Origin of the sequence: Bacillus sp. FSL W8-1202, assembly GCF_038006165.1 — a bacterium.
In the GTDB taxonomy this organism is placed as follows: Bacteria; Bacillota; Bacilli; order Bacillales; family Bacillaceae; genus Bacillus; species Bacillus subtilis.
This window is the reverse complement of sequence record NZ_JBBOUR010000001.1, coordinates 1,666,705-1,691,198: the sequence shown is the minus strand read 5'-3', so window position 1 is coordinate 1,691,198 and position 24,494 is coordinate 1,666,705. Positions and strand designations below refer to the sequence as shown.

General features: G+C 39.8%; 27 protein-coding genes. 11 read left to right on the top strand and 16 right to left on the bottom strand.

Translation table 11 applies throughout. The annotated features are described in order from the left end of the window. Positions 1 to 338: 338 nt before the first annotated feature. From NSQ09_RS08820 to ydfH, 3 genes are all read right to left on the bottom strand, one after another. Positions 339 to 2,513: an MMPL family transporter gene (locus NSQ09_RS08820; protein ID WP_328206811.1), complete on the bottom strand. Its 2,175-nt coding sequence runs from the start codon at positions 2,511 to 2,513 to the stop codon at positions 339 to 341. 115 nt (positions 2,514 to 2,628) lie between these two features. Beyond that, positions 2,629 to 3,270 (bottom strand): two-component system response regulator YdfI, encoded by a 642-nt coding sequence (gene ydfI / locus NSQ09_RS08815; protein ID WP_328206812.1) that lies wholly within the window; start codon positions 3,268 to 3,270, stop codon positions 2,629 to 2,631. Then, positions 3,263 to 4,486 carry a two-component system sensor histidine kinase YdfH gene (ydfH, locus tag NSQ09_RS08810; RefSeq protein ID WP_328206814.1) on the bottom strand — a complete coding sequence of 408 codons (1,224 nt, stop codon included), beginning with the start codon at positions 4,484 to 4,486 and terminating at the stop codon, positions 3,263 to 3,265. Before ydfH ends, ydfI begins: the two co-directional genes overlap by 8 nt. A gap of 267 nt (positions 4,487 to 4,753) precedes the next feature. On the opposite strand from ydfH, the gene NSQ09_RS08805 reads away from it, so the two are divergent. The 3 genes from NSQ09_RS08805 to NSQ09_RS08795 all read left to right on the top strand — a co-directional run bounded on the left by NSQ09_RS08805 (position 4,754) and on the right by NSQ09_RS08795 (position 5,602). Then, positions 4,754 to 4,897, top strand: a complete 144-nt coding sequence (locus NSQ09_RS08805; protein ID WP_003243880.1) for a hypothetical protein — start codon at positions 4,754 to 4,756, stop codon at positions 4,895 to 4,897. After that, positions 4,894 to 5,073, top strand: a complete 180-nt coding sequence (locus NSQ09_RS08800; RefSeq protein ID WP_010886421.1) for a hypothetical protein — start codon at positions 4,894 to 4,896, stop codon at positions 5,071 to 5,073. Before NSQ09_RS08805 ends, NSQ09_RS08800 begins: the two co-directional genes overlap by 4 nt. Positions 5,074 to 5,158: 85 nt before the next feature. Next, positions 5,159 to 5,602: a carboxymuconolactone decarboxylase family protein gene (locus NSQ09_RS08795; RefSeq protein ID WP_014478970.1), complete on the top strand. Its 444-nt coding sequence runs from the start codon at positions 5,159 to 5,161 to the stop codon at positions 5,600 to 5,602. A 79-nt stretch (positions 5,603 to 5,681) separates the two neighbouring features. Here NSQ09_RS08795 and NSQ09_RS08790 read toward each other — a convergent pair whose 3' ends face one another. Continuing rightward, entirely contained in the window at positions 5,682 to 6,362 is a 681-nt protein-coding gene (locus tag NSQ09_RS08790; protein ID WP_041057126.1) for an ArsR/SmtB family transcription factor, read from the bottom strand. 89 nt (positions 6,363 to 6,451) lie between these two features. On the opposite strand from NSQ09_RS08790, the gene NSQ09_RS08785 reads away from it, so the two are divergent. Continuing rightward, entirely contained in the window at positions 6,452 to 7,075 is a 624-nt protein-coding gene (locus NSQ09_RS08785; protein ID WP_129137474.1) for a flavin reductase family protein, read from the top strand. A 117-nt stretch (positions 7,076 to 7,192) separates the two neighbouring features. On the opposite strand, the gene NSQ09_RS08780 is transcribed toward NSQ09_RS08785, so the two are convergent. Next, on the bottom strand, positions 7,193 to 8,641 hold the full coding sequence (locus NSQ09_RS08780; protein ID WP_328206817.1) for an aminotransferase-like domain-containing protein: 1,449 nt from the start codon (positions 8,639 to 8,641) through the stop codon (positions 7,193 to 7,195). Positions 8,642 to 8,773: 132 nt separating this feature from the next. Here NSQ09_RS08780 and NSQ09_RS08775 point away from each other — a divergent pair, with 132 nt between their 5' ends. Then, entirely contained in the window at positions 8,774 to 9,694 is a 921-nt protein-coding gene (locus NSQ09_RS08775; RefSeq protein WP_328206819.1) for a DMT family transporter, read from the top strand. A gap of 56 nt (positions 9,695 to 9,750) precedes the next feature. Here NSQ09_RS08775 and NSQ09_RS08770 read toward each other — a convergent pair whose 3' ends face one another. The 5 genes from NSQ09_RS08770 to NSQ09_RS08750 form a co-directional block, all read right to left on the bottom strand. Further along, positions 9,751 to 10,536: a GNAT family N-acetyltransferase gene (locus NSQ09_RS08770; RefSeq protein WP_076458474.1), complete on the bottom strand. Its 786-nt coding sequence runs from the start codon at positions 10,534 to 10,536 to the stop codon at positions 9,751 to 9,753. A gap of 192 nt (positions 10,537 to 10,728) precedes the next feature. After that, entirely contained in the window at positions 10,729 to 11,148 is a 420-nt protein-coding gene (arsC, locus tag NSQ09_RS08765) for an arsenate reductase (thioredoxin) (RefSeq protein WP_129137472.1), read from the bottom strand. 15 nt (positions 11,149 to 11,163) lie between these two features. Further along, positions 11,164 to 12,471 (bottom strand): arsenic transporter, encoded by a 1,308-nt coding sequence (locus NSQ09_RS08760; protein WP_144453505.1) that lies wholly within the window; start codon positions 12,469 to 12,471, stop codon positions 11,164 to 11,166. A gap of 12 nt (positions 12,472 to 12,483) precedes the next feature. After that, positions 12,484 to 12,819: a metal-responsive transcriptional regulator AseR gene (gene aseR, locus NSQ09_RS08755; protein ID WP_015482851.1), complete on the bottom strand. Its 336-nt coding sequence runs from the start codon at positions 12,817 to 12,819 to the stop codon at positions 12,484 to 12,486. 568 nt (positions 12,820 to 13,387) lie between these two features. Next, on the bottom strand, positions 13,388 to 14,260 hold the full coding sequence (locus NSQ09_RS08750) for a YitT family protein (protein WP_087961677.1): 873 nt from the start codon (positions 14,258 to 14,260) through the stop codon (positions 13,388 to 13,390). A 254-nt stretch (positions 14,261 to 14,514) separates the two neighbouring features. Between NSQ09_RS08750 and NSQ09_RS08745 the strand changes: the two genes are divergently transcribed. Together NSQ09_RS08745 and NSQ09_RS08740 are read left to right on the top strand one after the other, a co-directional pair. Then, positions 14,515 to 14,844: a winged helix-turn-helix transcriptional regulator gene (locus NSQ09_RS08745; protein WP_341030978.1), complete on the top strand. Its 330-nt coding sequence runs from the start codon at positions 14,515 to 14,517 to the stop codon at positions 14,842 to 14,844. An 82-nt stretch (positions 14,845 to 14,926) separates the two neighbouring features. Beyond that, positions 14,927 to 15,499, top strand: coding sequence for an alpha/beta hydrolase (locus NSQ09_RS08740; RefSeq protein WP_341030977.1), 573 nt, complete (start codon positions 14,927 to 14,929; stop codon positions 15,497 to 15,499). Between the two features lie 52 nt (positions 15,500 to 15,551). Here the strand turns inward: NSQ09_RS08740 and NSQ09_RS08735 are convergent, their stop codons facing one another. Both NSQ09_RS08735 and pdxR read right to left on the bottom strand, forming a co-directional pair. Beyond that, the gene (locus NSQ09_RS08735; protein WP_128992438.1) at positions 15,552 to 15,977 is read right to left on the bottom strand and encodes a MaoC family dehydratase; all 426 of its coding nucleotides are present in this window, start codon (positions 15,975 to 15,977) and stop codon (positions 15,552 to 15,554) included. Between the two features lie 195 nt (positions 15,978 to 16,172). Then, a complete protein-coding gene (pdxR, locus tag NSQ09_RS08730; RefSeq protein WP_341030971.1) occupies positions 16,173 to 17,564 on the bottom strand; it encodes a MocR-like pyridoxine biosynthesis transcription factor PdxR in 1,392 nt (463 codons plus the stop codon). Positions 17,565 to 17,718: 154 nt separating this feature from the next. On the opposite strand from pdxR, the gene NSQ09_RS08725 reads away from it, so the two are divergent. Continuing rightward, complete coding sequence (locus NSQ09_RS08725) at positions 17,719 to 18,582, top strand: DMT family transporter (protein ID WP_341030968.1); 864 nt, start codon at positions 17,719 to 17,721, stop codon at positions 18,580 to 18,582. 168 nt (positions 18,583 to 18,750) lie between these two features. Here NSQ09_RS08725 and NSQ09_RS08720 read toward each other — a convergent pair whose 3' ends face one another. Then, positions 18,751 to 19,296: a TetR/AcrR family transcriptional regulator gene (locus NSQ09_RS08720; protein ID WP_024572652.1), complete on the bottom strand. Its 546-nt coding sequence runs from the start codon at positions 19,294 to 19,296 to the stop codon at positions 18,751 to 18,753. A gap of 318 nt (positions 19,297 to 19,614) precedes the next feature. On the opposite strand from NSQ09_RS08720, the gene NSQ09_RS08715 reads away from it, so the two are divergent. The 3 genes from NSQ09_RS08715 to NSQ09_RS08705 all read left to right on the top strand — a co-directional run bounded on the left by NSQ09_RS08715 (position 19,615) and on the right by NSQ09_RS08705 (position 21,337). Beyond that, on the top strand, positions 19,615 to 19,890 hold the full coding sequence (locus tag NSQ09_RS08715) for an HPr family phosphocarrier protein (protein WP_014478952.1): 276 nt from the start codon (positions 19,615 to 19,617) through the stop codon (positions 19,888 to 19,890). Between the two features lie 313 nt (positions 19,891 to 20,203). Next, entirely contained in the window at positions 20,204 to 20,338 is a 135-nt protein-coding gene (locus NSQ09_RS08710) for a hypothetical protein (protein ID WP_014478951.1), read from the top strand. A 339-nt stretch (positions 20,339 to 20,677) separates the two neighbouring features. Next, the gene (locus tag NSQ09_RS08705; protein WP_326233945.1) at positions 20,678 to 21,337 is read left to right on the top strand and encodes a hypothetical protein; all 660 of its coding nucleotides are present in this window, start codon (positions 20,678 to 20,680) and stop codon (positions 21,335 to 21,337) included. Positions 21,338 to 21,690: 353 nt separating this feature from the next. Here NSQ09_RS08705 and NSQ09_RS08700 read toward each other — a convergent pair whose 3' ends face one another. From NSQ09_RS08700 to NSQ09_RS08690, 3 genes are all read right to left on the bottom strand, one after another. Continuing rightward, the gene (locus NSQ09_RS08700) at positions 21,691 to 22,284 is read right to left on the bottom strand and encodes a YdeI/OmpD-associated family protein (protein WP_069322394.1); all 594 of its coding nucleotides are present in this window, start codon (positions 22,282 to 22,284) and stop codon (positions 21,691 to 21,693) included. A 238-nt stretch (positions 22,285 to 22,522) separates the two neighbouring features. Beyond that, positions 22,523 to 22,897, bottom strand: coding sequence for a hypothetical protein (locus tag NSQ09_RS08695; protein WP_204267598.1), 375 nt, complete (start codon positions 22,895 to 22,897; stop codon positions 22,523 to 22,525). Between the two features lie 246 nt (positions 22,898 to 23,143). After that, positions 23,144 to 24,436 carry an MFS transporter gene (locus tag NSQ09_RS08690; RefSeq protein ID WP_341032503.1) on the bottom strand — a complete coding sequence of 431 codons (1,293 nt, stop codon included), beginning with the start codon at positions 24,434 to 24,436 and terminating at the stop codon, positions 23,144 to 23,146. Positions 24,437 to 24,494: the final 58 nt, after the last annotated feature.

Genomic DNA, 24,494 nt, shown 5'->3' with positions numbered 1-24,494 from the left:
TCTCTCTCATGGACTCTATTTTTCTTGGACAAAACCCGCAGCTGGTTTTGTGTGCTTGTTTCTTTAGGTTTCTTATATGATCAGTTGTAAAATCCTTTATTTTCAAGAAGGATTCTCAAGATCCTTGGCATCAAGTAGTGAATGCAAAGTCAAAAAATCATGTCACTTCTCCTGGGATGCCTGCTAGTATGATGCAGCTTCTGCCAATATGAAACAAAGTTCCATCCATATCGAAAATGAGTGATGGCGCCATAAGTGTCTCCTTTTAACTGCCGACTTCATCTTCTAAATACTACCATATGCAAAAAAAGCAGATCATTAAAGATCTGCTTTTTCTATTACACACTGATTTGTTTCTTTTGTTCATGATCTATTTCTGGCTGTATTTCCTTTGTCAGTTGATGCCCTTCTATATCCACGTTCGGAATCATCTTGTCCAGCCATTTCGGCAAATACCAGGCTGCATTCCCCATCAGCTTCATGACACTCGGAATCAGTGTCATTCTTACAATAAAGGCATCAAAGAGCACACCAAAGGAAAGTGCTAATCCGTTGGCTTTAATAGAAGCTTCGCCTGCAAAGATAAATCCTGCAAAAACGAAGATCATGATCAAGCCGGCTGCTGTAACAACAGGACCACTGTGTTTTAATCCAGCCTGAATGGCTTGTACTGGATTCTTTGTTTTTACATATTCTTCACGCATTCTGCTGACAAGAAATACTTGATAATCCATAGCTAAACCGAACAGAATTCCAATCGATAAAATCGGCAGGAAGGCGAGTATCGGCCCTTTTTCAGGTATTTTGAAAAAATCGATGAGATTCCCGTCTTGCAAGACAAATACACAAATCCCAAGAGTGGCTGTCATCGTCAACATGAAACCTGCAACAGCAACAAGCGGCACAAGCAGCGAACGGAAAACGATGGTCAGCAATACAAACGCAAAGCCAACAATAAGTACAGCAAACACCGGTATCGCATCATTAAGGCGATCTGAAATGTCAATATTCACTGCAGTCGATCCAGTAACAAGCAAATCTACTCCGTTTTTATCTGATAAACTGCGTACATCGTGTACCAAATCTTTCGTTGTGACATCATTTGGACCTGTTTCCGGAACGACCGTAATGATGGCAAAGTTCCCTTCTTTATTAGGCATTGCAGGAGTGACACTTGCTACATGGTCTAAGCCCTTTATTTCTTTCACTGCATCTGCGAAAGCCTCCGCCTTATTTTCTGTAGCATTTGTGGCATCCGCTACGATTGTTAATTGGCCATTAAATCCTTCTCCAAAGCCTTCGGCAAGCAAGTCATATGCCCGGCGATCCGGATTATCCTTAGCTTTCATCCCAGCATCAGGCAAGCCCAGTTCCAAATGCATAGATGGGATACTAATGACGATCAAAATCAGAATGCTGCATACACTTAGAATGATAGGATTTTTGGTGACAAAGCGTCCCCAGACATTTGTTTCAGTGCTTTGTTTTTCTATTTTCTTGTTTGATTTCGGAATCATCCGCTTCCCTGCAATCGATAAGACCGCAGGCACAAGTGTGATTGAAGCCAAAACAGCCATCAGTACACTAAGCCCTGCTGTCAGCCCCATCGCAGACATAAAAGGAATGTTAACGACAGTCAATCCGCAAAGTGCAACGATAACAGTAAGTCCGGCAAAAACGACTGCGCTTCCCGCTGTTCCCACGGCTCTCGCAATTGATTCATTCTTTCGTATGCCTTCGCCTAAAAACTGGCGGTGTTTCGTAAAAATAAATAAAGCATAATCAATACCAACAGCAAGGCCAATCATTCCGGCCAATGAAAGACTGACGGAAGCAATATCAAATACTTGTGTCCCAATCAAAACCAGTCCAATACTTACACCTAAACCAATCAGTGCAGTTAAAATCGGCAAACCTGCTATTAATAAAGAACCGAATGTAATGGCTAAAACGACAAAAGCCAAGATAATGCCGACAATTTCAGAGACACCGCCTATCTCCATCTCGGCTCCCGGTACATCTCCGCTTAGCTCAGTTTGCAATCCTTCATCATCAGCCAGTTTCAAACTGTCTTTTAAGTGTTTGATAGAGTAATTCTTTATATCATCTGCTGATGATTTATACTTGATATCAGCATAGGCAACTGTGCCATCTTTCGCGATTGTCCCTGTCACAAAAGGACTTGCAATCGAGTCAACAGAATCATCTTTACTGATTTCTTTGAACGTATCTTCTATTGCTTTTTTTGCTGGCTTCCCAGTAAGTTTCTCCCCATCACCAGCACCGAAAATAACCCGTATGCTCCCTTTATCAGGACCGTGAGGAAATTCTTTTTGAATCACATCCATCGCTTTTTCCGAAGGTGTGTCAGGTATGGACATATCCTCAGAAAAACTTGGTTTCAAGGTGACTGCAAGGCCTATCGCAGCAACTAACACAACGATCCACGCACATATTGCTTTTATGCGATTGCGAGCAATCCATCCTCCTAATGTATATAACATTTTTGACATGATAATCTCCTTTCAACACATTGCTTGATCACATTCTTTCTCATTGTAGTTGACAATGAAATGAAAAAAACGTACATTCGGGCATGTACGTTTGGGCAATTTTCAAATATGCAGTTTAGTTGTCTATTGTCAGAATACCTTTTTGCATGGCAATCGTTACTGCCTCAGTTCTTGAATTCGCGCCTAATTTATTGTAAATGGACGTTAATCTGGACTTTACTGTTCGCTCAGAGACGCCCAAATCAAAGGCAATCGCTTTGCTTTTAAGACCTTTAGCAATTGCTTTTAGAACAATGACTTCCTTTTCTGTCAGCTGCGTCTCATTGCGCTGCTTTTTCATCCGCTCAAATTGGATTTCTTGCAGACGTTTGAGGATATCAGGCTGCAACAGCACATTTCCTCTGATCGCTGCATCCATTGTGTGAAAAAGGGTTTCTGAACTCGTATCCTTTAACAGATATCCTTTCGCTCCTAATTCAATCCCTTCGATCATTAAGTGATCTTCATTATATGTAGTCAAAATAATGATGGGGGTATCTTGTTTTTCTTTTATTTGTTTAATGGCCTCTAACCCGCTCATCTCCGGCATATACAAATCCATCAGAATGATATCCGGTTCTAATTCATCTGCAAGACGGACTGCGACTTTTCCATTTTCTGCCTCTCCTATAATGGTGTATTGATCATTCGTTTCAATTAAAAGCTTCAGACCTTCCCTCACGACAAGATGGTCATCAACGATTAAAACCTTATTCATCTTGCATCTCTCCCTGAATTGGTACAGTGATCTCAATTTGTGTTCCTTTCAATTTTGCACTCTTGATATTGAATTGGCCATTTATTGCCCTGACGCGTTCTTGTATGCCAAGAAGCCCATAATGTCCTCTCTTTTTCTTTCCTTTTTCAACATCAAATCCCTTGCCGTTATCCTTAACTGTTAAATGGAGCCTTCCCTTTTCATCATCCCAAATGGATATCCAGATTGTTTTCGCCTCAGCATGCTTTGCCGCATTCGTCATGCATTCTCCAATGATGTAATAACAGTTTTCAGCTGTACGCACATCCAGCACCTGATGCAATCTGTAATCTAATAAACAAGCCATGCCTGTCGACTCTATAAAATGATCCATTAGCGAGGTAATTCTTTCTTTTAAAACACCGATTTCTTCTGATTTGCTGCGGAGATCTTCAATAGCTGAACGTGCATCAGCTAATGTGCTTTTCACTCTTTTCATCGATTGTTGTATGATTTCCTTCGCTCTCTCTGTGTTGCCTTTGGCGAGATGAACATGAATCGCATCCAGCTGCATATTTAAACTGACAAGACCTTGAGCAAGCGTATCGTGTAAGTCTCGGGCCATCCGCTGTCTTTCGTTCTGCAGCGTCAGCTGTTCTACCTGCTGATGAGCCAGCTCCAGCCTTTCAAGAGTAAATTGAGCTTTTATTTTTTCATCGACTTGGGCAAAAAATGTTGCGGCATAAGTGATGATGACAATCATGATCGGCGCAGCAATAACAATAAAATGCAAAACTTCACCTTTATGAAGGTGATACGCCGAATTTATGACCAGCAGCAGCAATAGATAAAGAATGAGAAAAGTCCTTCTTCTGTCTGCCATTCCTAAAATCTGTCCAATTAAAAATGCATAAAGGCCGATAATGACAAGTATAAAGAAGCCAGTCATGAGATTAGCAAGTGCAAAGGTGATCAAACCTTGTACCGCGAAATACAGAATCACTCTTTTCTTAACCCAGCGATATGAGTGCCAATGAAGCAAAGCAAAAATGGCGATTAATATGGTAAACGCATAAAGCAATAAAATGGACCAGCCCCCAGAAACAAATTGCAGCACGATAGAGGCTATATAGATCATGAGAATAAAAGCCAGGCCCGGCACTCTGAGTGCAAGCATGTTTAATGCCCGCCTATCATGTGAGTAATATTTATCTTTAAAAGGATTCCTTATAAGCAAACCTTATCCACTTCCTTTACCTGTTTCACCGAATAGAGATTCATGAAAATCGAACTCATATTTTAACGTGCAAACATACATGTATCCAATCATTTTATAGGAAGAGAAGGAACACAACAATATCAGGTGCAGGGAAACATTAGAGTTTCCAACAAGTGATCATTGCCCAAACGTACATGAACGTTCTGCCTCTATGTACGTTTTATCTTTTCAAATTTACCTTTAAAATCATAAGGAACTTACTATTCATTGAAGGAATGATCATCATTGAAATCGATTGATCTCACAATTTTATCATTAAAGAGAAAAGGAATCCGGACCGAAAAGGTATTAAAAAATCAGAACCCTGATCGATTAAGCCATATGACAGACAAAAATGCGCAACCAAAAAGCAAGGAAAAAGAGGAATGAACATGTATTGGTTTCTAGGTGCTTTATTATATTTTCTGATCGGTACTTATATATTCATTAGAGTCACTAGAGACAGCCAATCAGGCTCATGGATACTGCTTGCATTAGCAGCTCCACTCATCATTGCTGGCTACCCTTATTTTTATTCAAAGAAGCTTCTTTCCAAAAGACGCTGAAACAGCTGTCATTCAAACCGCACATTGGTAAAATGATCAATACCGGGATACAATCTAGGTATTCTATGGAAAGGAGTCTTGCTTTATGAGTCAAAGAGTGTCCTACTATGAGATTGCACCTGAAGGTATGAAAATCATGATGGATATGGAGAAATACACGAAACAATCCTCAATTAACCGAACGACGAGAGAACTAATCAAAATCAGAGTCTCTCAAATGAACGGCTGTGCCTACTGCATAGATATGCATACGTCCGATGCCCGCAAAATGGGGGAAACTGAACAGCGAATTTACTGTTTACATGCTTGGAATGAATGTGATTTTTACTCACCTGAAGAGAAAGCGGCTCTCGAACTATCTGAACACATCACGCTCATTCCATCTAAAAGGGTTCCTGATGAGCTATATCATCGGGTGCGGGAACATTATGATGAAAAACAATATGTTGACCTTGTTCTCATCATTAATCAAATAAACAGTTGGAACCGCATCTCTATTGCAATGGGGAATCGAGCTGCTTCAAAATAAGAAGAAGGAGTAAGATTAGAACAAATCTTACTCCTCCTAGATATCGTGCCTCATCATCTGGTGTTTCCGCTTCAAAATCCTAAATCTTCACGTTTAGGTGCTTTTCAAACGCAATTTTCCCGCTTTGTGTAATCCTAATCGCTCTCGTTTTAGGCATACGAACGATCCATTCTTCTTCTAACATGCGCACCAATAGGGCGTTTCCTAATGCTCCTGCAATATGATGCTGCCGTTCACTCCAATCCAAACAGCAGCGGGCAAAAGCTCTCCTCTTATTCCGTTGTTGCTCTTCATTGATGCCTAACTTTGAAAAGAATAAAGCACCCTCTGAAGTCACCTCAAAGTTTAAATCAACTTTTTTTAACATCCCCTGCTCAACTAATGAATGTGCCATTTGCACGCCCGCATAACCTGCCAAATGATCATAACAGGTACGGGCGAAATGCAAGTCCTTTTTCTCTTTTGACTCTTTTAAAGATTTGACTTTTGCTTTAGGCGCAATATGAAGCAATTGTTCGATCACATTTGCAGCATCTGAGTCAGCCAATCTGTAATACCGATGTCTCCCATGCTTCTCTACGCTAATCAGCTTTGCTTCAAGCAATTTATTCAGGTGAAAACTTGCGGTTTGAGGTTTAATGTTAGCGAGATATGCAAGCTCTCCCGCAGGGTGTATCCTTCCATCCATCAGACTGAGAAGAATGGAAGAACGCGAGGGATCTGATAGCAACGAAGAGATTTTTGCAATATTAGGATTCATGATTTTCCTCCTTACATTCATATTTCGATGATAGTTGAAATGTTAATCCTTTACAATATAAATGTAAGCGTGACAAGGAGGAAAAAACATTGGACATCAAAAAACGAGACACTCGTCGATTGAAAGAAATCAAACCCAAGATCATGTATTATGGTACCTCGACATTTCTTCTAACCACATTGAATGAGGATGGAACCACTAATATTAGTCCTATGTCTTCTTCTTGGGCTCTTGGACATTATATAATCCTTGGAGTAGGACTGGGAGGAAAAGCCATCGACAATTTGGAAAGACACAAAGAGTGTGTCATAAACTTGCCTGGCCCGGAATTATGGGAAAACGTTGAAAGAATTTCATCTTATAGCGGAAAAAAAAGCATACCGCCTTTAAAGAAGCAGCTCGGATTTACATATAAAAAAGAAAAATACGAGGCAGCAGGGTTAACGCCTTTACAATCAAAAACAGTATCACCAACACGAATCAAAGAATGCCCTATCCAAATCGAAGCCGAAGTGAAACACATTCGGTTTCCAGAATATGAATCGTCATTCGCAATTGTAGAGACGCAGGCACTACATTTTCATGCCGAGGAAAGTATTATACTAGACGATAACCATATCAACCCTTCCAAATGGAGCCCGCTTATCTATAATTTCAGACATTATTTTGGTTTAGGAAAAGAAGTCGGAAAGACTTTTCGTTCAGAGACATGATCATTTTAAGACCGAACCATGATTTGGTCTATTCTAGTAACCCTTGTTATTATCAGATCAAGCGATCATTAGGCTTGATCTCTTTTTTAGTGAAACATCCATTTAAGGATATAAAAGTTACTTACTTGCCAATTCTTTTATCATTAAACCCAACTCATAAATCCCCTTTTGAAGGTCTTCAAGAGATGCATAAGCATATGATAAGCGAATATAATTCCCTTTTTCCTGAGCATAGATACTGCCGAGATTGAGCAGAATCCCTTTTGATAAGGCTTTAGTATAAAGTAATTTCATTGATATGGAAGGCAATATTTTTATCCAGACAAAAAAACCTCCCTTTGGGATATTCCATGTCGCCACATCTTTCAAATGAGTTTCTAAAGCACTCAAGGCCAATTCTCTTCTCACCTTTAATTGCTGCCTAACCTTTTCTACATGCTGCTGGTAGTGGCCGGAAGTAAACCACTCTGCCGCTACTCTCTGGGATAGCGAACTGGATCCGTAATCTGTTTGCATTTTAATGTCAGATAAACGTTCAATCACCGGTTCCGGTCCGACGATCCATCCAATCCTCAAACCTGGGCTTAATGTTTTCGATAAACTTCCTATGTACAGTACGTGTCCATTTTTATCAATTGTTTTAATAGGATATGGCGGAATTTCATCGATCCATAACTCACGATAAATGTCATCTTCAATAATAGGAAGCTGTGTATTCTCACTTACTGCCAGGATCTCTTCACGCCGCTTTTTAGACATAAGAATACCAGTCGGATTGTGAAAACATGGATTTGTATATAAGATAGCCCTTCCCCGCTCTCCTCTTGTTAAATGAACATTTTCAGGCAAAAGTCCTTCATTATCCATAGGAAGTCCAGTCAGCTTCATACCAGCTGATTGAAATACGTGTAATGAATAAAGGTAGGAGGGCCGATCAAGATAAACGGTTGATCCTCTTTGTAACAGCCCCATTGATATCAGCTGCAAGGCTTGCAACGCTCCTGAGACAATCAGAATGGAAGAAGATGAGACGTTGATTCCAATGGTTTTTAAATAGTTGCTTAATGCCTCCCTCAAAAGTAAGTAACCTTTTGGTTCTTCATAACCGAATGCCTCCATGTGATAAGATACCTTCTCCATCATCTCTTTCATAACAGCCAAAGGAAAAATCTCAGCTGAAAGTTCACCTTTACTGAGCTGAATAAGATCTGTATTTGATTCTGATTGATTTATCTTTTGAACGATTTTTCGGCTTGGCATCTGAATGCCAGAGGTGACATATTGATCCCAATCGGGAGCAGAATTCTTAGCCATCAGTGTCCATGTGTTGTTGATAACAACTGTGCCTTTCCCCATTGTGCCTTCTATTAGCCCATCGGCCATCAATTCCTCTAAGGCTGTAATCACTGTGCTCCGATTTACCTGAAAATCTTTTGCAAGCGTGCGCTGGCTTGGAATCTTGCTTCCAATCGGCCACTCTCCATTTCCTATTTTCTCTTTAATAAAATGAACGATTTGTCTGTACTTAGGGAGCTTTTTCATCTTTTTTTCTTCTGGAAAGCTCATAGAATCGGTCTCCTTAAAATAAATTGGTTGGTTCAAAATCCGTTTAACTGGTTGAAGCTATATCACCAAATCTTTATTAATATAAAAACACATTAAATAACTGGTTGGTTTTTGTAAAGAGGAGTGAGAGGAATGCGAAAGAAAACAGTTCAAATAATGATATCTCATAGTCTCATGATTGGTTTATGGGCATCTGCTTTTCCGGGAATTCGCGCAGGACTAGAAGGGTACACGCCAGAACACCTTGCTTTATGTCGTTTGTTAATCGGCTCTATGGCATTATTGCTTTTTGCTGTTTTGACTCAGATGCGCCTACCCGACTTGAAAGACATTCCTGCCATTTTTCTTTTAGGGTTTTTAGGATTTGCATTCTATCACATTTTGCTGAACATCGGTGAAAAAACAGTTAGTGCCGGAGTTGCAAGCTTACTCGTTACTACGGCACCGATCTTCTCAGCCATGCTATCCCGCCTGTTTTATAAAGAGCATTTTGGATTTACGAAATGGCTTGGCTCTATGATCAGTTTATTGGGTGTATTATTGATTGCATTTGGGGCGGGAGACTTTACATATTCAATGAGCGGTATCTTGGTCATCCTGCTGGCAGCATTTTCGGAGAGTATTTATTTCGTTTTTCAAGCCCGCTATATAAAAAAATATGGTTTTATTCCATTTGTTACATTTACAATTTGGGGCGGAACAGTACCTATGCTTATTTTTTTGCCTGGCTTAGGCTCGGAGGTGATAGACGCACCTTTGAACGCTACATTGTCGATTGTTTATTTAGGTTTATTGCCAACAGTTGTACCATACTTTGCCCTTGCATATGTCACTTCACTCGTCGGTGCTTCAAAAGCAACCCTTTCACTTTATGTTACACCGGCTTTAGCCTTGATCATATCTTGGCTCTGGATCGGCGAGATACCCACACTGCTCTCTCTGCTAGGCGGAGTGGTTACAGTTGGCGGGGTATGTTTTACCTACCTAAAAGTAAATAAAATGAATAAGATTTTCATCACCCATTTTTCTGCTAAAAGGGTAAAAAAACTCTAAAACAAAAAAGATACCAACATCGGTTGGTATCTCCTTTTAAGGTTCTTTCATTAAGGTTAGCCAGAGTAGTAAATAGTGTATTCCGTTACCGTCTTAAACCCTAGTTTAGCTGCTAATGCAATGGACGAATTGTTGCAAATATCACAATCCCAGCTAGGAACAATCCCATTTTCCATACAAAACGCTATAAACCTATTTGCTACGCAATAAGCTAACCCCAGTCCTCTATATTCTTCAAGTGTATAGATATCCATTTCCGCTCGATTATGCCCTAAAAATATAGAGGTACACTCACTTACTACGTGATTGCCATGTAATACGGCAAATCCAAAACCTTTTGAAGCAAACTGTGAGACAGAATTCCAATACTCCTCATAATACGCGCTGTTAAACGCTGTGCTATGTGAAATGATGTCTTCGTCAATTCTTTTCAATACAAGCCCCTTTGGCAGTTGCAAAGTCTTTTTGAAAGATTTTGGTTGATAAGAAAATGCAGCTCTTCTCATTTGGTTTAAGTCATCTTTCAGTATGGGTTTCAGTACGCTATCCCATGTATCACTGGAAGAAAACAAGGTAAATCGTTTTGATGATTTCACTTGTTCTTCATAATATCCTGCAATGAAATCATGAAAATCCCGATTCCCTTGGTCTCCCGCAATAAAATAAATGCCTGATTCAGTTCCTATAAAAAACGATTTAGGAAAGGTTTGATCATCTGCATAAACAGCTCCCGGAATGGTTTGGTCTAATATTGAATAGACAAATGTGGGACAATATTTGTCATCAAACATTGTTTTTAAGCTACTGTATTTTTCTTTTGTTAATTCCTGCAAAACAGACAACTCCTTTAAAACACCGTCTCCTTCATGATTCTGTTCACAAATCAATTTTCCTCTGTCACCAGCTAAATAACTTCCCTGTTACGAATCTCAGACAAATAAAAACAAAAACAGGTGTCTGCACTCAGCTCGCAGACACCTGTTGAACAACAATTGCATTATATAACCCAAGAAAACGCTGAATATATCGATTCTTTATTCCCCAGTTACAGCAAACTGTTTTAAACAGTCACCAATTTCATCACATACCCTTTGGAAAAATGCCCATTTTTCTTCGTCAGTTCCTTGCGCTTTTGCCGGATCATCAAATCCCCAATGCTCACGTTTTACATGCGGCGGCGTCATTGGGCATTTGTCAGCTGCATCACCACAGAGAGTAACAACGAAATCAGCATTGTTTAAAATGTCCGGATCAATGATATCTGAAGTTTGATTGGAAATATCAATCCCCGCTTCTTTCATTGCTTTGACAGCATTAGGATTTAATCCATGAGCCTCGATTCCAGCGCTATACACATTCCACTTGTCCCCAAGATATTTTCTCCCCCACCCTTCAGCCATTTGGCTGCGGCAAGAGTTACCAGTGCATAAAAAGTAAATTGTTTTCTTTGACATATTGACCTTCTCCTTTTAGAAACATGAATGGATCACCAGCAGCCAAATATACAGGCCGGCAAGTGTGATCAATAAAGTGGGTATTGTGAGAATGATTCCTGTTTTAAAATACGTGCCCCAGGAAATCTTCAAACCTTTTTGCGAAAGAACATGAAGCCATAATAATGTCGCCAAGGAACCAATCGGTGTTATTTTAGGCCCTAAATCTGAACCGATCACATTTGCATAAATAAGCGCTTCTCTCATCATCCCATGTGTATCTGTACCGGCAATCGCCAATGCGTCAATCATAACAGTCGGCAAGTTATTCATAATGGAAGAAAGAATCGCCGCAATAAAGCCCATTCCAATTGTCCCAGCAAACAATCCTTGATCAGCTGCGGCTTGAATCACATCTGAAAGGATATCCGTTAATCCGGCATTTCGGACACCATACACAACAACGTACATGCCAATTGAAAAGAATACGATAGCCCATGGCGCCTCTTTCACCACTTTCTTTGTATGGACGGCCGGACTCTTTTGCGCAGCGATTAAGAAAATGATTGCAATGCTGCCCGCTACCACTGATACAGGGATAGAAAAAAATTCACTTGCAAAATATCCAATTAACAGCAGCCCTAAGATATACCATGACAGTCTGAACATGTTTTGATCTTTAATTGCTTCAACAGGTTTTTTAACCTCAGTCAGATCATAGCGTTTTGGTATGCTTTTTCTAAAGAAAAGGTAAAGTACAATGATGCTCGCCAGCAGCGAAAACAAGTACGGGACAACCATTCTGGATGCATAATCAATAAACGTAATATGAAAATAGTCCGCTGAAACAATGTTGACCAAATTGCTCACTACTAAAGGAAGCGAAGTGGTATCCGCAATAAATCCGCTGGCAATGATAAAAGGAAAAACTAATTTTTCATTAAAATGTAATGCTCTGACCATCGCTAATACGATTGGTGTCAATATAAGAGCTGCACCGTCATTTGCAAATAACGCGGCGACGATAGCTCCTAATAGAGATACATAAACGAACATCCGCACACCGTTTCCTTTTGCAGCCTTAGCCATATGAAGCGCTGCCCATTCAAAGAAACCGATATTATCAAGAATTAACGATATCAGTATGATGGCCACAAAAGCCAAGGTCGCATTCCAAACAATCCCTGTCACAGTTAACACATCATGAAAATTGACAACACCTGCTATTAGAGCTAAAACTGCGCCTCCACAGGCTGACCACCCTATAGATAAATTTTTCGGCTGCCATATGACCAATACTAGAGTTAATAAAAAGATGAATACTGCCAAAATCATTGATGTCAATCTAATGCCTCCTTACTGGCAACACGCTTGAGTTTTCTTTTGTTTGATATGGTTTAACAATTCATCCTCCTGATCAATTTGATGTAAGATCAATTGCAATGTATCAAACTCAGGACAGGAACCATTTATTGAATAATAACGCCATTGGCCTCTTCTGTCCTCATTCACAAAACCTGCGTTTTTTAATTTCCGCAAATGCTGGCTTATGGCGGGCTGGCTCATTTCGAACATATCAACCAATTGACAGACACAATATTCTTTTTCAAGAAATAATCTCATCATGATAAGCCTAGTTTGATCACTAAGTGTTTTCAAACAACGAGTCATCGCCGCAACATCAATCGTCATATGAGCTCCTCCTTCACAAATCAATATATAAGCAAATCGTTATATACACGCCAAATGATTATACATTCCCCTTTACGCTTCCATATGTAGCGCTCCGTATATCTTAAGAATCAAAACTTTGAAACGAAAACCTGAGTAGCTCTCCGCGTTTCCTTAGCGCCCCCGTCATTATATAAACTTTTATTTATATAAACAATCCCTTATATTTGGAACATCAAATATGTTTGATTCAATTAATATCAATCTCTTTATTTTCCTTTACCCATTGTACATTGAACCGAGTACGGCAATATAGCTTGTGTTTGCTTTTGGTTTTTGGCAGGAAGGATGGCCAGGACAACACTTATGGCGGACAAAGCATTTCATTCCCAAATCAGTAACTGAAATGGATATCGGACAGGAAAGCATAATAGCAATCAGCAAAATACAAAAAATACCAAGGGTTTTGATACCCTTGGTATTTATGATTGAGACCTTCACCGGTTATTCACCCACAAGCCTCAAAAAGTGTTTTTGATTACATTTACCCGCGGCATGTCAGTTACGGTTAAAAAGGTCATTCTATTTTTTAATGATGATTAAGATTTTTAAAATTGCTGCCCTTCACTTCAGCTACGTCATATACGGTGACAAAGGCGGATTTATCAATATCATTAATAATTTCCTTTAGTTTGGTTTCTTCTAAACGGTTGATGACACATGTGATTTCTTTAAATTTCTCGTGGGAAAAACCCCCGTAAGCTTCTTTATATGTGGCGCTTCGGCCTAATTGATCACGTATTGTCTCTACCATTAATTCAGGTTGGGTTGTAATAATTTGAAAGGTTTTAGAGCCGCTTAAGCCTTCCTCCACAACATGAATCACTTTGGATGCAATGTAGTAAGCAATGACTGAAAGCAATGCCCCTTGTAAGCCAAATACTGTGGAAACAAAAATAAACACAAATAGGTTTAAGAATAGAATGAGATCGCTCGTTCCGAATGGCAGTTTTCGGGATAGCAGCACAGCAAGCATGTCAATTCCATCTAATGCGCCGCCATTACGCAGTGCCAGCCCCATTCCAAATCCAAGGATAATCCCGCCGACAACGGTAATTAAAAGGGTATCTCCTTCTATAATTGCGGGTGTGTGGTGGAAAAAGCTTGTCCCCGCGGCAAGCGATACGATTCCGATAATTGATAATAATGCAAAGCTTTTCCCAATTTGCTTATATCCTAACCAGACAAATGGAATGTTGATCACAGCAATCAAAATCCCCAGCGGCAAGTTGAATAGCTGTGAACCAACGATGCTAAGACCCGTCACTCCTCCATCAGATACACTGTTTGGAATGAGCACTGTTTCTAGTCCATACGCCGCTATGATTCCTCCAATGATAACCATGATGATTTGGAAAATCATTTTCGCTTTAAATTTCTTATGTTTTTTGGGTGTATTCATACCATTCCTCATTTCTCAAATATTTCGTTATATTTAAATATACCATAATAGATATTTTCAGCTAAAAACATGCGTTTTTTTAAATAAAGTAATTAACAGTAAGGTAACCCTCTTTGACTTAGAACATTCATGTACCGTGCCGCCTGTTGAGCAAGCGCCCCCTTTCACTTCAGATCGTGAATCGCCCTCAAACTTCAACACCGAAAATCCTGATTTATTCTGATATGATACTTAAAAAAGGAGGTTCGATTACAATGAATAACCTGTGCCGCAGTAAACAAGCCCCATTTGAATACACCTTATCTCTTATAGGGGGCAAATGGAAAATGAGAATTCTCTATGAGTTAGGGTGTGAAAAAACGATGAGATACGGCGAGCTGAAAAGGGCTATGCCCTTCATCACCCATAAAATGTTAAGCGCACAGCTTAAGGAATTGCAAACTGACGGCCTTATTCATCGGTATGAGGTTTCTCAAACCCCACTGAAAGTAGAGTATTCGTTATCTGACAGAGGGCGATCTTTGTATCCCCTCCTAGATGAAATGTGTAAGTGGGGAATGGCACAAGGAATGCCTCATATGTAAAACTACTTACAAAAAAGTGCGTACTTGTTTCCCAATGAGAGGAATTTTATACTGAATGAAAATGCTTCGTGTGGAGGAAAAAATGATAAAACAAGTCTATATCATTCATGGCTACAGAGCCTCCTCAACAAATCATTGGTTCCCTTGGCTGAAAAAACGTCTGCTCGCAGATGGGGTCCAAGCAGACATTTTAAACATGCCTAATCCGCTCCAGCCAAGACTTGAGGATTGGCTGGATACACTCTCTTTATATCAGCACACTTTACACGAAAATACGTATTTGGTTGCGCATAGCTTAGGGTGCCCCGCCGTTTTGAGATTTTTGGAACATATTCAATTACGAAAACAGCTTGGCGGAATCATACTTGTTTCCGGCTTTGCCAAATCGTTGCCCACTTTAAAGATGCTAGATGAATTTACACAGGGATCGTTTGATTATCAAAAAATCATCGAGTCCGCGAAGCACCGTGCTGTCATTGCTTCTAAGGACGACCAAATTGTGCCTTTTTCATTCAGCAAGGAGCTGGCACAACAAATTGACGCTGCGTTATACGAAGTCCAGCATGGGGGTCATTTTCTAGAAAATGAGGGGTTTACTTCTTTGCCTATTGTTTATGATGTTTTAACCTCTTATTTTTCAAAGGAAACCCGCTAACATCTTTCACCCATCTGCTTCAATCGAGCCCGCGAAAAGCGGGCTTTCTGAGTTATCGTTTGATCAATACAGATAACTCACCTTCAAACACTTTTACTTCTTTTTGATTATAAGTAGATAGCAATACTGTGAGTATTCCCAATTCATTTCTCTTTGGCTGCTTATCAAGAACCTCAACAATTGTAAACAATTCATCATCCGGATATACGGGTTTTATGAATGTCATATGATTCATCTCTGTTCCGGCTATAATATCGTCTCCATAGAGACCTTCTTCAATCCAAAGTTTAAAAGATATGGCCAGTGTTTGTATGCCGGAAGCGATAATTCCATTAAATCTGCCTTTACTCGCTTTTTCTTCATCTACATGCATATACTGAGGGTCAAATTCACCCGCAAACCGCATAATATCATCTTTTGTTACTTTTAATGATTTTGTTTTGAAGACCTGGCCAATTGTAAACTCATCTAACTTCATTCTTACACCTCTATTTTTTCAATTGTCTATTTTGTTTATTTTAGCACTGTGATGAGCAAATAAAAAATTCTGTTTTTCGCTAAACAGACATATCGTGGGCTGGACTGCTGGCACTCATCATATACTTAAAAAATATTGAACAGCTCTCAACACTTAGTTCCGTCACTTGGCCGTTTTGCTAAACTGAAAGCTCCCTCATATCTTCCAGGCAGCCTTCAGTTTTTTTATGCCTTCTCTTATGTCGGATTCAGAAACCCCTGCAAACCCGAGCGAGACCGTTTTTGCAGGAGGATGATTTTGATAAGAAAGAGAAACAGGATAAATTTTTACTCCATGTTTTTTCGCCTTCTCAATTAACTCTTTTTCACCAAATGGCAAATAAACGTCAAGTAAGATACGAAGCCCAGAGTTTTCTCCGCGGATTCTGACATGCTCTCCTAATTCCCTTTGCACTGCCTCTAATACAATGGCTCTTTTTTTGCGGTAAAGCTTTCTCATTCTGTTGATGTGTTTTTGCCACTCTCCATTTTTTATAAATTCAGCTAGGGTTAGCTGACTGTGGCAGGACACTGTTTGCTTATATAAGGACGTGATTTCATGCCCCTTTTTTAAAAGAGGCGAAGGAAGAATCATATAGCTGATACGCAGCGAGGGCAAAAGAGACTTAGAAAAAGTGCCCATATAAATGACACGGTTATGCTGATCAAGCCCTTGAAGAGAAGGAACCGGCTGTCCTGTGTACCTAAATTCCCCGTCATAATCATCCTCTATGATAAAGGATTGATTTTCGGCCGCCCATTTGAGCAGCTGAATTCTTCTGTTTATCGTCATTATGGTTCCCAGCGTAAATTGATGGGAAGGTGTGACATATACAAGGTTTGGCTGCTGTTCTTTGATCTTCTGTATACAGATTCCTTCAGCATCGACTGGTATAGGAACAATATTCATGCGGTTGGCTTCAAAAATCTTGCGTGCTCTTGGATAACCAGGATCCTCATACCCTATAGAAATATTCGGCTCAAAAACTTGGCACAAGATTTGCAGCAGAATAGGGTTCCCGGCACCTATAATCACTTGTTCAGGGCCGCAATGAACACCCCGAGATTGATACAGGTACTCTGCAATGAGTGTTCTCAGCTCAAACTCTCCTAAAACATGTCCCGGCCGATAAAGCTCGTGTCCATATTGGTCTAAGCTATTGACCATGCTTTTTCGCCATGCGGAAAAAGGGAAGTAAGAAGAATCTACATTCCCATAATGAAAATCAATCCATTGTTTATTTTCTTCTGCTTCTTGTTGGATGGGTGTTGTGCTTGGCAATCTATCATAAGCAAAATCAGAATCATGATAATCAGCAAACCACCCGCTTCTTGGCTTGCTCACAATATAGCCCTCAGCAGCGAGCTGTTCATAGGCACGTTCTACAGTCGTTTGGCTGATGGAAAGCTGATTCGCCAAGAGTCTTTTTGAAGGAAGCTTCATTCCTTTTTGAATACGGCCCCGATGCATATTTTCTTTAAAATACCGATAAAGCTGCTGATAAAGCGGAATATCCAGAGTTCTATTCAAAAAAGGCGTGATATCCATTTGCGCGTTGCTCTCCTAACTGGTATGCATTTTTTTATGAAAACTGGCCGTTTAAAAAAGGCCAATTCCAGTTTATAGTCATTGTAATCCTTAGCTGCTGGTTTTGTTAAGAAAATACAGACAATGAACAAGAAAGATATGTGGAGTGATTATAATGAACAAAACAACAAATGGCTGGATAAATGGTTTTATAGGCGTACTCATTTTCAGCGGCTCGCTGCCTGCGACCCGTTTGGCTGTGTCGGACTTCGATCCGCTGTTCCTCACCGTATGCCGCGCTGCGATAGCTGGTGTACTGGCGGGAGGTCTCCTTCTCATCTTCCGGCAGCAGCATCCTGCCAAAAGAGATCTCATTTCATTATTAGTGGTAGCGTTTGGCGTAGTGATTGGTTTCCCGTTGCTGACAGCTTTAGCGCTTCAGCATGTCACATCCGCACACGCCATTGTCTTCATTGGACTTCTTCCACTCGCAACGGCGGTCTTCGGCGTACTGCGCGGGGGTGAACGTCCTCGCCCCGTCTTCTGGATTTTCTCAGCTGCCGGCAGCTTGTTAGTAGCAGATTTCGCCCTCATTCAGGGGGGAGGTTCATCCCCGCTTGGCGACGCGTACATGCTGGCTTCTATTGTCGTATGCGGTCTTGGTTATGCAGAAGGGGCCAAACTTTCACGGCGTCTGGGGAATTGGCAGGTGATCTCATGGGCACTCGTTCTGTCGCTTCCTCTTATGCTGCCATTGTCGTTCTTTTTTACGCCGGACTCATGGTCGGCGATCGGCGTTCCCGCGCTGCTCAGTCTTGCATATGTATCCTTATTCAGCATGCTGATCGGCTTTGTGTTCTGGTATCGAGGTCTTGCCCAAGGGGGAATTGCAGCGGTTGGGCAGCTCCAGCTTCTCCAGCCTTTTTTTGGACTGCTACTTGCCTCAGTGATACTGCACGAGAAAGTAGGCTGGGCACTCGTAGCAGTGAATATCGCCGTTATCATGTGCGTTGCCGCAGCTCGGCGATTTGCAAAGTAAGGCAGACCATTAAGCATAAACTTCAAAAATGCATGAAAGTATAAAAATACCAAGGGCCTGCAACCCTTGGTATTTTGTATGCGATCGAGGAGACTTGAATCTCTCGCTTAGACAAATAAGTCACATTCTTGTTCCTAACGATTCGCAACACCCATTTACCTGACGCCATTATAAAATCCGCTCTAACAAATCCCCCACTTTTTCTGCCATGACACGAGGCGGGTAAGGCATTTCGTTTTTCAACCACCATTCCACTACCCCTACGTAAGCATTTGCTATAAATTCAACAATGACATCTTCACTTTGGCCGTAATTCTTGCCTTTCGTTACATCTACATCTTTCCTGAACTCTTCGATATTAAACTTAAGGAACTGACTGCGAAAATATCGAGCGCCTTCACTGGCTAACATCGTCGAAAAGAATAAATAATTACTCTCAAGGTATTCCATGCAGTGTACAGTCGATTCAATCCAGTCCATTTCAGCTGCCGACTCACAAAAATCCCCCATATTGTTTATATGCTCTTCCATAATTTTTTCTAATAGATCAAATTTATCTAAGTAATGAAGATAGATTGTTCCCCGGTTTACATTTGCCCTTTCAGAAATTTCCTTAATCGTAATATGATCAAAACTTTTTTCAGTCATCAGCTCAATCAGAGCTCTTTTAATAGCCTCTTGGCTTTTGGTTATTCTTCTATCCACTTTGGACATAGCTTTTCACCAAACTTTCTTAAGATAATCAACAATTTAGAGTGGAATGTTGAATAATCAACAAATCGCCTGAATGTAACCATTGTACACACCAAGTTTTTATTTACAATAATAAACAAATGTTGATTAGTGAATCATGCTTTTTTCTCGAATGAAGTCATTGTCCATTTTAGTTAGTTGAGAATTATTTTGTAAACACAAAGAAAGAGTGTTATTTCGATGAAATTAGACCGCTTATCCTAAAGGTACTCTAAATTCGAATTTGATCTGCAGCCCAACTATAAATCCGTCAAGAGGCAGAATGTAATGAGGTGAAGAATGATTAAAAGACAATTTACGATCATTAAGGAAACAGGGTTTGCGCGACCGGCTACCCTGTTAGTCAGTATAGCTCATCGGTTTACATCAGACATTTTTCTTGAATACCAAGGGAAAACTGTTAACCTCAAACAAGCGCCAAAAGCCATCATGGACATTATGGATTTAGGAATTAAACCAGGAACCGAAATACATATATACGCTCATGGAGCCGACGAAGCGAAGGCAATTCAAAAAATGAAAGAGCATTTACTAAAAAACGATTATATACAGTAATCAAAATCTATCGTAGTAGCGAGATTGTTATCGTTGATTTATTTATTTTGCGGCAAAACAGCTTTTCAGATCATGCGTTCATTTTTCTTCTGGTGATCATTCAACCTAAAATACAAAAATTAAAAAGGATCTACAAACGAAAATGGAGGGTTTATATATGTGCAGCAGAACATAATACCAAGGGCAGTTATACCCTTGGTATTATTGGATACCGAAAGAACTTAAATCTCTACAGGTGCTTATAAGCTATAAATGGTTAGTCCCGTGGCATTTCTATGTGCTCCGTTTATGCTTAAGGGTGTTCCACATTTTAATGGATACAATAGAAACCAAAACAAATGATGCGACAACCAATACAGTTCCCATTAATGACTCACTAAAATTGATCACAATGAAACTCGAAAATATCAATAAAGGGATATTCGTAACGATAACCGTTAAAATGTAAGTGGTATACTTGATTCCTACAGCTGCCGATAAAAAACAAACGACATCTGTTGGAGCTATTGGACAAATCATCCCCAGCGCCAAAAACTTATAATTGTAAGTCTCCAATAATTTTTTCAACTCTGGATATTTACGTTCTAAATCCTTCATCATGTTCCCGCTTGAAAACATAGAAAAAGGGGCAAAACTTCTTAAGAATTCTTAAGTTTTCGCGATGTTATTCAAGATCGTTTCCTCTTCTTAAACAGTTTTCAATATCATCCTATCTATTCCATGGTAATATTTAGATACATAAACTTATATATGAAGCTGACCTGAGTTAATGGAGAGGAATGAAAAAATGAAGAAACGCAGAAAGATATGTTATTGCAATACTGCCCTGCTGCTCATGATTTTGCTTTCTGGATGTACGGGCAGTAAGGATGAAGAAGCACATCAACCTTCAAATCAAGCTTCTGCTGTGCAAACTGACGAAAAACACACTGAGCCTGAAGAGAGCACCAAAATACGCAAGGATGAAGCGGAGCCAATAACAGAATCAGGAGAATCCGCAACAAAAGCTGCAAATGATACCTCTTCAGCAGAGGAGAAAAGCAAAGAAGACAATGTATTGGCAGCATACTCTTCGGAAAAAATTGAATATGCAAGAGTTTGGCTTCAACTTGGACCTAATCAAGAGATAGATGAATTAAATGTTCGACATATTTCGGCTGGCGAGCCAATTAATCCTAATGATGATACAAGTGCCAGCTATCCAGAAGATGTAACCCAGTTAGCAGGTTCTCGTTTAGTGGATGGATCAGTCACTTATCATGGCAATGGGGATGGCACGATTCATGTATATAATGTGCCTTTACGATGGGATTCTGCTGATGATGTAGAAAAAGGCGTCATGAGGGAAGTGACTGAGAATATCATAAAAAACAGAAAAACAGTGTATGTTGATACAGGTGACAATGAAAAAATCAAGCGGCTCATTGATATCATGATGATTCATTAATCAGTATTCGTTTGTCTGTACCTGACTAAATACAATGGTTAATAAGGAAATAAGATATATTAATATAAAAACAAAGTTTGAAGTGCAGTAACTTGCTGAAAAATCTTCCGGTTCTATTAGTTCTCCTAGGCATTCTAAATGTGATGAGCCGTACCATTGAGCTATTTCTAGGTGTTGCATTAATATTTTATAACGCTGTCTAGTGGCATACAATGTTAATCAAAAGAAGCATTTCAGCAGTAAGTGAATGTTGTCCTAAGAAAAAACAAGCATCTTACTATGCTTGTTTTTCTTCTATAGAAATGATCTTATTACGCTATGATGCTATTCCTTTAGCCTGAACCTTGGCGTGCCTAATCCTTTAATCCCTTTCCATCGAGAATTTTTTGCACATATTTTTCGACTCTCGATTCTCGGGTTTTGGATTGTTTGGCTTGAGAAAAATAAAGAGTGTATGCTCTTTGCCGTCCCGGGGTCAATGCTTCAAAAGCAATTTTCAATGCAGGGATTTCATCGAATTTTTTTTGAAGTTCTTCAGGAATGTTCAATTCAATATTTTTGTTAACTTCCACTTTCAAACCGGCTTTTTCAACTTCAATGGCTTCGTGAATATAGGCTTTCAAAATGTTTTCTAGCTCATTTATTTCCTGAACATTTGTAAACCGAATCTGGCGCGCCGCCTGTACATTCTCCGTTTGTTGAATGAGAATTCCATCGGTATCCTGTAATAGGGCGCCTTTGTGAAACAGAAGCGCACAATATTCTTTAAACCCATGTATTAAAACGACATTTTTATTATTGTATGTGTAACAAGGATGCATCCACTTAAAATCTTCAGTCAGCTCACAGTCAAGAATGATGGTTCTCAACTTCTCAAATTCTTCCTTCCACTTTTTCGCTTTACTTAAAAATTCATCAACCTTCGGATTCGTTCTGCTATTTGTCATGAAGGAATTCCCCTCTTTCCAAGCTTTTTACATTTACGTGAATTGATAATAATGAAGTCCAGTTTTATTTTTGACATCTCGTTATTTATTTTATTCTTCTATAGGTTCCTTCTCTTATTATTCAATAGATTAAGCTTAAAGTGGGGATGATGCAACAACAAAAAAAAGAAGGCGCACATAGCCTTCTCATCTTGTTTTATTATTTCACTGACAATCTGAAAAAATAACAATTCGATGATTATATATCTTTTTTATTCTTGCCAATGCATAAGGTTACGGCAACACTAGCTATACTGACTAAAGTTCCTGCAATAGAAACTAGAATTGTCAAAAAGCCATTGGGAATAAGAAATCCAATTGGAATGAGCCCCAGAAAAGTGAAAACGATAAAACATTGGTATACACCAGATATTATTCTTACAACCAAATTGCCAAAAAAGGACATGACTAATGGAGGGATAAATAAAAATACAACGATCCCAATTGAGATCATCAAGATAAGAGGTTCATCAAATGAGATGACATGCTCTCCAGGCGACTCTTTAGCGGCCGCTAAAACAACAACGATAGACATCATTAGTGTAACAAAAACAAGAGAAAACCTTTTTAACAACGTTATGACTCCTTTACCTAAAGCGAGTAATCCTGCCTTTTTCAAATCCGATAACCATTTTATGTGATTCAATAAAAGAATATGCAGTGAGTGACACAGCTATAAGAAATCCTGGTCACAAGTCTTTATACCAAAATTGCTGATTTAGATTTAATGGAGCAACTATAGTTAGTTAGAATATTAGACGACGCAATAGACTTTATCTAACAATATAACAAATTAATGTAAATTAAACAATCCTATCCTTTATCGTCCCCTAAACCATACCACCACTGGAATGAGTAATAAGGACAACATCCCTCCAGTAAATGATAATGCTAGGTAACTTGAACCTGCCACAATCATTCCAGATAATGCTCCGCCAGCAGCCCCTGACAACGCAATCAGAACATCCACTGTCCCCTGCGTTTTAGCTCGTGTGGCAGTATCAGTTGAATCTACAATAAGGGCAGTCCCGCTTATCAAACCAAAATTCCACCCTAATCCCAGTAAAGAAAGAGCAATGACGAGAAGAACCATAGAATCTCCCGGAGCAAATGCTGCTATTACACCTGCCAAAAGCAACGTTGTTCCAGAGGAAATAGCCATTGCGGTACGTCCCAACCTATCTACAAGAACACCTGTAACCAGTGAAGGGAGATACATAGCACCTATATGAAAACCAATAACAAGCCCTACTGCCCCCAAGTCATGCCCATGATGTCTCATATGAACCGGTGTCATTGTCATAATAGCTACCATTACTATTTGGGTAAGAACCATAACCGTTTCCCCAACGATTATCCCTTTTTTGTTTTCTGTATGCTCAGTTGCCGCCAAATGTCCTTTATCACCAGGCTCTTCATTTGCCGCTTCTATTGTTCTTGCTATAACTAATGGATCTGGACGAAGCATAATGAAAAGGACCCCACCTGCTAACATATATGCTGCTGCGGCTAAAATGAAAGGGCCAGCAAGTGATGGAACACCAATAGAAAGAGCGAAATCCCCCATCACATTCACTAAGCTTGGACCTGCCACTGCGCCAAATGTAGTAAAAACCATCGTAATACTAACAGCAGTCGCCCGCTGCTTATGATTTGCTAAGTCTGTACCTGCATAACGGGCCTGTAAATTAGTGGCTGTACCTGCACCGTAAATAAGCAACGAAATAAATAACAAGAAAATACTATTTATGATTGCTGCCATAATAACGCCTATTGCTCCAAGTCCGCCAATCATAAAGCCAGCCGAAAGACCTGTTCGACGGCCATAACGTTGAGAAAGTCTTCCAACAATTAATGCAGATCCTGCTGACCCTAAAGTAAATAACGCAGAAGGCAGACCAGCAAACGCATCAGTGCCAAGCATTTGCTGTGCAATAAGCGCACCGACAGTCACTCCTGCCGCCAGCCCCGCACCGCCAAAAATTTGTGAGATACTCACAACGAATAGTGTACGCTTGTATAACGATTTTTGTTTTTCTGGTGAACCGATGTAGCTTTGTAATGAAGCAGTTTGAACATCTATTGCTTTTACGCTGTCCTTGTCTAACATCATCTGACCTTCCTTTCTAAAAGCCAATTTTGTATAAACCTCCCTCTAGATGTGGATCATC